The sequence below is a fragment of the Bacillus sp. AFS037270 genome (assembly GCF_002585305.1).
In genome coordinates, this window is the sequence record NZ_NUNF01000137.1 from 1 (window position 1) to 5,997 (window position 5,997).

4 protein-coding genes are annotated in these 5,997 nt (G+C 39.1%); 3 read left to right on the forward strand and 1 reads right to left on the reverse strand.

What is annotated here, in order from left to right; genetic code table 11:
• Positions 1-363: 363 nt before the first annotated feature.
• Positions 364-684, forward strand: a complete 321-nt coding sequence (locus COD92_RS31345; RefSeq protein ID WP_098532482.1) for an ArsR/SmtB family transcription factor — start codon at positions 364-366, stop codon at positions 682-684.
• 169 nt (positions 685-853) lie between these two features.
• Positions 854-3,343, forward strand: a complete 2,490-nt coding sequence (locus COD92_RS31350; protein WP_480254362.1) for a heavy metal translocating P-type ATPase — start codon at positions 854-856, stop codon at positions 3,341-3,343.
• Positions 3,344-3,726: 383 nt separating this feature from the next.
• On the opposite strand, the gene COD92_RS31355 is transcribed toward COD92_RS31350, so the two are convergent.
• Entirely contained in the window at positions 3,727-4,377 is a 651-nt protein-coding gene (locus COD92_RS31355) for a TetR/AcrR family transcriptional regulator (protein ID WP_098532480.1), read from the reverse strand.
• 291 nt (positions 4,378-4,668) lie between these two features.
• On the opposite strand from COD92_RS31355, the gene COD92_RS31360 reads away from it, so the two are divergent.
• Positions 4,669-5,520 carry an SDR family NAD(P)-dependent oxidoreductase gene (locus tag COD92_RS31360; RefSeq protein WP_098532479.1) on the forward strand — a complete coding sequence of 284 codons (852 nt, stop codon included), beginning with the start codon at positions 4,669-4,671 and terminating at the stop codon, positions 5,518-5,520.
• Positions 5,521-5,997: the final 477 nt, after the last annotated feature.

Below are 5,997 nucleotides of genomic sequence, written 5' to 3' on the forward strand. Positions count from 1 at the left end.
TGGATGGCTAACGGGTGCAAGAGTTAAAAAGTGGGAACGCTGCGGCGATCCCTTTTGTTGTTGTGCTAAATGGCAGTTTAGTTGAAGAAGCATTCAAAAAATTTTATAAAAAGGGTACTTATAAATAAAAGCACTCACAATTTTTGTGAGTGCTTTTTTGCTTGTTATTATTTTAGCACCGGTGTAGGAGTAGTTCTCAAATTATTATTTTTCTTATCACCCCTAACATCTCCTGCTACTGTAATCGAACTAAAACAATTATTCCAATTTTTATTAATATTTGACACACATATTAGCGATTGCTAATATGATAACATTAGAACATATTAGTGATGTCTAATATGATTGGAGGTAAAGTTAGTGATGGCAAAATCAGATGTTGATTTGAAGGTAAAGTTTCTAAGGGGATTTTCGGATAAAACAAGGATTCAAATTCTTGAATCGATAAAAGAACAAGAAAAAACTGTTTCAGAAATTGTAGAGGACCTCAATGGCAAGCAATCAAATATATCCCAACATCTAGCTTGTTTAAAAGGCTGTGGGCTTATTGTTGGCAGACAAGACGGAAAATACATCAAATATAGCTTACGAAATCAACAAGTAAGTGAGTTACTAAAAATGTTTCACACAGTGTTCGAAGAAGTGCAAACTGATATAGCTTGTTGTGAGAATCATATTGATTAAGGTGGTGTAATATTTGGCTGATAAATGTTGCAGTTCTAAAGAAATACAGAAAAATGATAGTGTTGAAAATAAAAGCTGTAGCAACGATAACTTAATAACATTAGAAAATGTTGTGGAAGTAAAGACTTCTTGCTGTAGCAGTAAATCCATTGCTTCAGAAAAACCTAATGTGGTAAAAAGCTCTTGCTGTAGCAGTGAATCTCTTGCTTTAGAAAAACCTAATGAGGTAAACAGCTCTTGTTGTAGCAGTGATTCAATTGTTTTAGAAAAACCTAGTGGTCCAAAAAGCTCTTCTTGTAGCAGCAAGGTTGAAGAACAATCAATAGACATTCCTATTTCGCCTGCCACTTCTGAAGAAAAAGTTGTATTTCGTGTACACGGAATGGATTGCCCAGCTTGTGCTGTCACAATAGAAAAAGGGTTAAGTACTTTAAAAGGGATTAGAGATGTAACAGTGAACTACAGCACAGCAAAACTACAGGTGGTTGGAGATATCGGTTCTTTTGATCAAATTGAAAATCAAGTTAAAAAACTTGGTTATACTGTCGAATCACTTGAACGGGACAAAAATATGAGAACGTACACTATCGAAGGAATGGATTGTGGTAGTTGTGCAAAAAGTATCGAAAACCATTTGAATCCTTTACCTTCAGTAAGAAAAGTAAGTGTGAATTTTTCTACTGGAAAAATGAAGATTGATCACGACAATAGCGTTGAAGATATCATTTCAGAAGTAGCTAAAATTGGTTATAAAGCGTCCTTGCTTACGAAGAGTAGTAAAGCTCCCGAAGCTCCTAAAAATTACGAAGGAAATGGTTTAATCATCTTTTCTGGGGTATTAATAGCTCTAGGGTTTATTGGGTCATACAATGGTATCTCAACATTAATGAGCAATATTTTGTACGCGATAGTAATCGTATTAACTGGATATAAGCCTGTGAAGAGTGCTTACTATGCTTTAAAAAGCCGTTCACTTGATATGAATGTATTAATGTCAGCTGCGGCAATTGGTGCTGCATTAATTGGTGAATGGTTAGAAGGAGCAACCGTTGTTTGGTTATTTTCTTTGGGTATTGTTCTACAGAATCGATCAATCGAGAAGACAAGAAATTCTATTCGCAATTTAATGAATTTAGCTCCACCAGAAGCGTGGGTGTTAATTGGCACTGAATTGGTTAAAAAGCCAGTTGAAGAGATTTCAATTGGTCAGATAATCATTGTTAAACCAGGCGATAAAATTCCATTAGACGGAGAAATTGTTCAAGGTGGATCCAGCGTAAACCAAGCTCCTATCACAGGAGAGTCAATACCAGTTGATAAGGCAATTGGTGATACAGTTTATGCCGGTACGATAAATGAGAGTGGCTCTCTTGAAATTAAAGTAACTAAGTTAGTTGAAGATACTACCATATCAAAGATTATTCACTTGGTAGAAGAGGCTCAAGAACAAAAAGCACCTACACAGGCATTTGTCGATAAATTTGCAAGTATCTATACACCTATTGTTTTCGTATTAGCAATAGCTATTATGGTAATACCTCCCCTTCTTGGATTAGGTACTTGGGGAGAATGGTTTTATAAGGCACTGGAACTATTAGTAATTGCTTGTCCTTGTGCTCTGGTTATTTCGACACCTGTAACGATTGTATCTGCAATCGGCAATGCAGCTAAAAATGGTGTTTTAATTAAAGGTGGATCATTCTTAGAAATCGCAGGATCTATAAATGCCATTGCTTTTGACAAAACAGGTACATTAACTAAAGGAAAGCCTACGGTTTCTGAAATAAAGGCTCTAGGCACTTCAGAAGACGAGTTATTATCCCTTGCTTTGACATTAGAGGATTATTCAACTCATCCAATAGCTAAAACAATTGTAAACTATGCAAAAGAAAAGGGCATACAATCAAAGAATGGCCAGTTGTTTAAAAGTATAGTTGGTAAAGGGGTTCAGGCTACTATTGATGGAGTTATTCATTATGCAGGAAATCTTAAACTGTTTGAAGAAATGAATGTTTCATTAGGCAATATAAAAACCCTAGCAGAAGAGTTTCAAAGAAAAGGAAAAACAGTAGTTATTATTGGAAGTGAACAAAAGCTATTGGGTATAATTGCTGTCTCTGATACTTTACGTAAGACAACGGTTAATGCCTTAAATGCTTTAAAACAAGTTGGCATTAATCAAACCATAATGTTGACTGGAGATAATGAAGGAACAGCTAAAGTGATTGCCTCTGAAGCTCCAATTGACCGTTATTTTGCTGAATTAATGCCAGAAGATAAAGTAAATTCTATTAAACAATTACAAAAAGAAGGTTATAAAGTAGCAATGGTTGGTGACGGCATAAATGATGCACCAGCACTTGCAACGTCTGATTTAGGGATTGCTATGGGTGGTGCCGGAACAGACACAGCAATGGAAACAGCTGATATTGTTTTAATGGCAGACAATCTCGAAAAGCTACCCCATACAATCAATCTAAGTAGAAAAGCATTAAAAATAATTAAACAAAACATTTGGTTTTCATTAATTGTAAAGTTTATTGCCCTAGCTTTAATTTTCCCTGGATGGCTAACATTATGGATAGCAGTGCTAAGTGATACTGGTGCTGCCATAATTGTAATTTTAAATGCTCTACGCCTATTGAAAGTTAAAGGTTAAAACGATATTTATATCCCAAGTTTAATCTTGTTTTGATGAATTTACTTAATCCATTATTCGGTGCGATGCTTTATCTAGGCATCGCCCTTTTCTTGTTTGATTCACAAAGCAGATTGTGAAGAATTGTACTTAAAATAACGGGTGCGTTAGTTTATTAAGGAACATAAAAATGTTCAATCTTTTTTATAAAAGAATAATCCAATTAAATAGTATAAGGGCATGTTTTGATTAATCTTTTTCAAAACATGCCCTTTCTATTTATTCATTTATCAAGGTTGCTTGTATTAAAAAAATACCCTCGTGTCGTTTTGAAATAAAGTTGCGACGTTTTAAAAAAATAAAGAAAAGACACCATAAGGTGCTTTTTTTCCTCTCCAGAAGCCTCAACTCGAAAATAACGAACCGACAACCAAAGACAACGTTTGCTTGTAAACGGCATGTGCGGACTGCACATCTCCAAAATGTCCGCACATGTAAAGATGGATAACACCGTGGAGCGACGCCCAGAAGATACTGACGACGGTTTCCGTGTCATACTGACCGGTAATCAGTCCCTGCTCTTGCGCATTACCAATTACCGTCAACAATTGCCGCATAGCTGTTACGGTGCCGTGTATGCTCTCCTCGTCTGGTTTGAAATCCGCGAAGGCTCCTCCGAACATCAGCTTGTAATAACCGGAGTAACGCTGTCCGAATTGCCAGAAGGTTTCGCCTAAATTAAACAGCTGCTGCATCGGATCGTCAGCGCGCGGCGTTCCCTCGAATTCGTTGGCGAGAAGCTTGCAGCCGTCGAGATAAAGCTGCTGAGCCAGTCCATCTTTATTGACAAACAGGTTGTATATGATTTTGGTAGAGCAATTCATCTTCTGCGCAACTTTACGCACTGTCACAGCTTCAGGACCCTCATCGTACAAAATCGTTGCCGCAGCATCGACGACGAGCTTTCGAAGATTTTCAATATTTTTCAAGCGAGCCTCCTGATACGTTTCCAACTTTTGCGTATTTGCATCGAAGGAATTATTTTGGTCAGTCATCGCTATCACCCTCAATTAATACATTTTTGATAAGAAACAATGTTTCCAGCTCTTAACAGGAATTTTAATATAATTGTCGAACCGTTGTCAATGTTGCGAGGGATGCCAAAAACCAACAATTCAAAAAACGATGTTGACTTTCTTAAAATGCTTAGTTACAATGATTTCAATTAGAAACAGTGTTACCGGAACACATCACAATTCTTGACTCTTATGAGAGTCAGGAATTATTTTTAAGGACAAAGTAACACTGTTTCCTAATTATAAAAAAGTAGATAGGAGAGTTGCACAATGAACATAAAAGGAAATTGGGCGCTTGTCACGGGAGCTTCATCCGGCATCGGAGAGCAATTCGCCCGACAATTGGCCAAAGAGGGTGGCGACCTTGTACTCGTAGCCCGATCGAAAAACAAGCTGGAGAACCTGGCATCGGAGCTTAGAAAGAAGCACGGCGTCAAGGTCGAGGTGATTCCTACCGATCTTGGCAAAGAGGGCGCGCCAGGCGAGTTATATCGGCAATGTCAACTTCTGAATTTAGAGATCGAACTGCTGGTCAACAACGCAGGCTTTGCCACGCACGGTTTGTTTGAACAAGTGTCAGGCGTGCGCCAGCATGAGGAAGTCATGCTCAATGTTGCCGCTGTTGTAGATATGACGCACTTGTTCTTGCCGGATATGTTGTGTAGAAACTCCGGGGCCGTTATCAATGTCGCATCGACCGCCGGATTTCAGCCCCTTCCCTATATGGCCGTATACGGAGCAACGAAAGCCTTCGTCTTGTCGTTTACCCAAGCCTTGTGGTGGGAAAACCGCAACAGTGGCGTCCAATTTCTCACGCTTTGTCCCGGAGCGACGGACACCGGCTTCTTCAACGTCGTAGGCACGGAAGAAGCCGCCGTCGGTAAGAAAGATACACCGGAGCGAGTCGTGGAAGTTGCGCTTCGGGCATTGAAGGACGGGAAGCTGTATGTCGTTCCGGGTACACAGAATTATATAGGTACGCAGATCGGACGATTCTTGACGAGGAAACAGGGACTTCGTCTCGTTGGCGGCATGCTTCGTCCACGCGACGGCTCCGCCAACAATAAGAAGCCGGCCGGTCCGTCCGATCTTGCAGGATGGATGATCCAGGAGGCGCACTGATGGCTAATTCGGCAAATATTTCAGCTAATGCTTCTGTCCATCAACCCATCCGGGACCGAACAGGTACTGACCGATCATATGGACGGCCAGCACGCCGGTGAAGCACAGGCTTGTTTCAGAGATCAGCCCGGCCGGGAAAGTCATAGAAAGCTGGCACATTCAATTCGAGAAGGCAGAATAAACTTTAGATACACTGAAATTGATTAAAATTTTTTATAAAAATCAAACTGAAATATTCTGGATAGGAATCTTTTTGATCAATCTTTTTTCAAAATAGATTCTTTTTATTTATCGTAAAATGTGGGTTTGCGAGATATTTTTGATTAAACTTTATTTAAAGGCTACACCTCGAAAGAGGGTGGAGTTTGATTGAATTACTAATAGGATAAAGAGGGTGGAGTTTGATTGAATTACTAGTAGGATAAAGAGGTGGAAGTACATGGAGTAACCAATTGTACTAACGGGGCAGCATTCCTG